3 protein-coding genes are annotated in these 3,042 nt (G+C 65.8%); all 3 read right to left on the bottom strand.

Going from position 1 to position 3,042, the window contains the following annotated elements:
* Positions 1-71 precede the first annotated feature (71 nt).
* From folD to AB1A62_RS22075, 3 genes are read right to left on the bottom strand one after another with little or no spacing between them, the layout of a single operon-like run.
* Positions 72-962: a bifunctional methylenetetrahydrofolate dehydrogenase/methenyltetrahydrofolate cyclohydrolase FolD gene (folD, locus tag AB1A62_RS22065; protein WP_366663600.1), complete on the bottom strand. Its 891-nt coding sequence runs from the start codon at positions 960-962 to the stop codon at positions 72-74.
* A gap of 36 nt (positions 963-998) precedes the next feature.
* Entirely contained in the window at positions 999-1,304 is a 306-nt protein-coding gene (locus AB1A62_RS22070; protein WP_366663601.1) for a chorismate mutase, read from the bottom strand.
* Between the two features lie 58 nt (positions 1,305-1,362).
* Positions 1,363-3,039 (bottom strand): formate--tetrahydrofolate ligase, encoded by a 1,677-nt coding sequence (locus AB1A62_RS22075; protein WP_366663602.1) that lies wholly within the window; start codon positions 3,037-3,039, stop codon positions 1,363-1,365.
* Between the last annotated feature and the right edge of the window lie 3 nt (positions 3,040-3,042).

Below are 3,042 nucleotides of genomic sequence, written 5' to 3' on the forward strand. Positions count from 1 at the left end.
CTTTGCAAAAAATACTCCCGCCGGAGGCGTCCGGCGGGAGCGGTACTGTTCAGGCTTCAGCGGTCTGCGCTTCAGGCGGTGAGGCCTTCCGGCTCGGCCAGGTTGTGGGCGCGGCAGCAGGCGGTCACCGTGTTCGCGAGCAGGCAGGCGATGGTCATCGGGCCGACGCCGCCCGGCACCGGGGTGATGGCGCCGGCGCGCTCAGCCGCCGAGGCGAAGTCGACGTCGCCCACCAGCACGTTCTTGCCGTCGCGCTCGATCCGGTTGATGCCGACGTCGATCACCGTGGCGCCTTCCTTGATCCAGTCGCCCGGCACCATTTCCGGACGGCCCACGGCCGCCACCACGATGTCGGCGCGGCGCACCACATCCGGCAGGTCCTTGGTGCGCGAATGCGCGATGGTCACGGTGCAGCTGTCGCCCAGGAGGAGCTGCGCCATCGGCTTGCCGACGATGTTGGAGCGGCCAATCACCACCGCGTCCATGCCCGAGAGGCTGCCGTGGTGGTCGCGCAGCATCATCAGGCAGCCCAGCGGCGTGCAGGGCACCATCGATTTCTGGCCGGTGCCCAGAAGGCCGACGTTGGAGATGTGGAAGCCGTCCACGTCCTTCTCCGGCGCGATCGAGTTGATCACCAGCTCCTCGTTCATGTGCTTCGGCAGCGGCAGCTGCACCAGGATGCCGTTGACCGCCGGGTCGTTGTTCAGCTGATCGATCAGCGCCAGCAGATCCGCTTCCGGGGTGTCCGCGTCCAGCTTGTGCTCATAGGAGTTCATGCCGACCTCGACGGTCTGCTTGCCCTTGGAGCGCACATAGACCTGGGAGGCCGGGTCCTCGCCCACCAGCACCACCGCCAGGCCGGGGGTGATGCCGTGCTCTTCCTTCAGCCGCGCCACATGCTCGGCCACCTGGCCGCGCACCTTGGCCGCAAAGGCCTTGCCGTCAATCAGAGTTGCTGCCATTGCTCTCTTCCTTTCCTGCGCAGGCGCTCGGCCTGCCTACTCTTCCCGGATCACCCGCGCCTCGCGGGCAATCGACCAGTCCACCAGCTGCCGCCATAGGCGCTCGATCAGATCGGGGTCCAGCCCCTCCCCTTCGGCCGCGGCGCGGGCATTCATGACCACTTCCTCGACCCGGTCCGGGATCCGCGCGGGCCAGCCGTTCTGCTGCTTGAGCTGGACCGCCCGGTCGATATAGCCCGCCCGGACGGCCAGAAGTTGCACCAGCTCAATATCGAGCCTGTCAATTTCCGCGCGCAGCGCCTCCATCGAGGAACAGTCTTCCGGCGGTGTCAGCTTGGTCATGTCTTAAAACTCTTGCGGCCCGAGAAGGTCTCGGGCCGCAGAAAGCGCATATTGCGTCTTAGAACAAGCCTTCGATCTGGCCGTCCTCGTTCAGGCGGATGGTTTCCGCCGCCGGTTTGCGCGGCAGGCCCGGCATCGTCATGATCTCGCCGCAGACCGCCACGATGAAGCCGGCACCGGCCGACAGGCGCACTTCACGCACCGGCACCGAGTGGCCCACCGGCGCGCCGCGCAAGCTCGGGTCGGTCGAGAAGGAGTACTGGGTCTTCGCCATGCAGACCGGCAGGTTGCCGTAGCCGGCCTCTTCCCATTCCTTCAGCTGGTTGCGGATCTTGTTGTCCGCCAGCACCTCGTCGGCGCGGTAGATGCGCTTGGCGATGGTCTCGATCTTCTCGAACAGCGGCATCTCGTCCGGGTAGATCGGCGAGAAGTTGGCGGAACCGGCGTCGACGATCTCGACAACCTTCTCGGCCAGCGGCGCGGAGCCCTCGGAGCCCAGCTCCCAGTGGCGCGACAGCACCGCCTCGACGCCGTGGGTGGCGCAGTAGGCCTTGACGGCGTCAACTTCCGCGTCGGTGTCGGTGACGAAGTGGTTGATCGCAACCACAACCGGCACGCCGAAGGATTTGACGTTCTCGATGTGGCGGCCGAGGTTGGCGCAGCCGGAGTTCACCGCGTCGACGTTCTCGGCGCCCAGGTCCGCTTTCGCCACGCCGCCGTTCATCTTCATCGCGCGCACGGTGGCGACCAGCACCACAGCCGACGGGGAGATGCCCGCCTTGCGGCACTTGATGTTCATGAACTTCTCGGCGCCCAGGTCGGCGCCGAAGCCGGCTTCGGTGACGACATAGTCGGCAACCTTCAGCGCGGTCTTGGTGGCGATCACCGAGTTGCAGCCGTGCGCGATGTTGGCGAACGGGCCGCCGTGCACGAAGGCCGGGTTGTTTTCCAGGGTCTGCACCAGGTTCGGCTGCATCGCGTCCTTCAGCAGAACGGTCATTGCGCCCTCTGCCTTGATGTCGCGGCAGTAGACCGGGGTCTTGTCGCGGCGGTAGGCCACGATGATGTCGCCGAGGCGCTTTTCCAGGTCCTTGAGGTCGTTGGCGAGGCAGAGGATCGCCATCACTTCCGAGGCCACGGTGATGTCAAAGCCGGCTTCGCGCGGGAAGCCGTTGGAGACGCCGCCGAGCGACGCGGTGATGGTGCGCAGGGCGCGGTCGTTCATGTCGACCACCCGGCGCCAGGCGACGCGGCGGGTGTCGATGTCGCACTCGTTGCCCCAGTAGATGTGGTTGTCGATCATTGCCGACAGCAGCGAGTGGGCCGAGGTGATGGCATGGAAGTCGCCGGTGAAGTGGAGGTTCATCTCCTCCATCGGCACCACCTGGGCATAGCCGCCGCCCGCGGCGCCGCCCTTCATGCCGAAGTTCGGCCCCAGCGAGGCTTCGCGGATGCAGATCATCGCGTTCTTGCCGATCCGGTTCAGGCCGTCGCCCAGACCCACGGTGGTGGTGGTCTTGCCTTCGCCCGCCGGCGTCGGGTTGATCGCGGTCACCAGGATCAGCTTGCCGTCTTCCTTGTCCTGAACGGAGTTGATGAAGCTCTGCGACACCTTCGCCTTGTCGTGGCCGTAGGGCAGCAGATCGTCATTGGAAATCCCGATCTTCGCGCCAATCTCCTGGATCGGCTTCTTCTGCGCTTCACGCGCAATCTCGATGTCACTCTTGTAGCTCATGGC

Origin of the sequence: Leisingera sp. JC11 (assembly GCF_040704725.1) — a bacterium.
Classification (GTDB): Bacteria; Pseudomonadota; Alphaproteobacteria; order Rhodobacterales; family Rhodobacteraceae; genus Leisingera.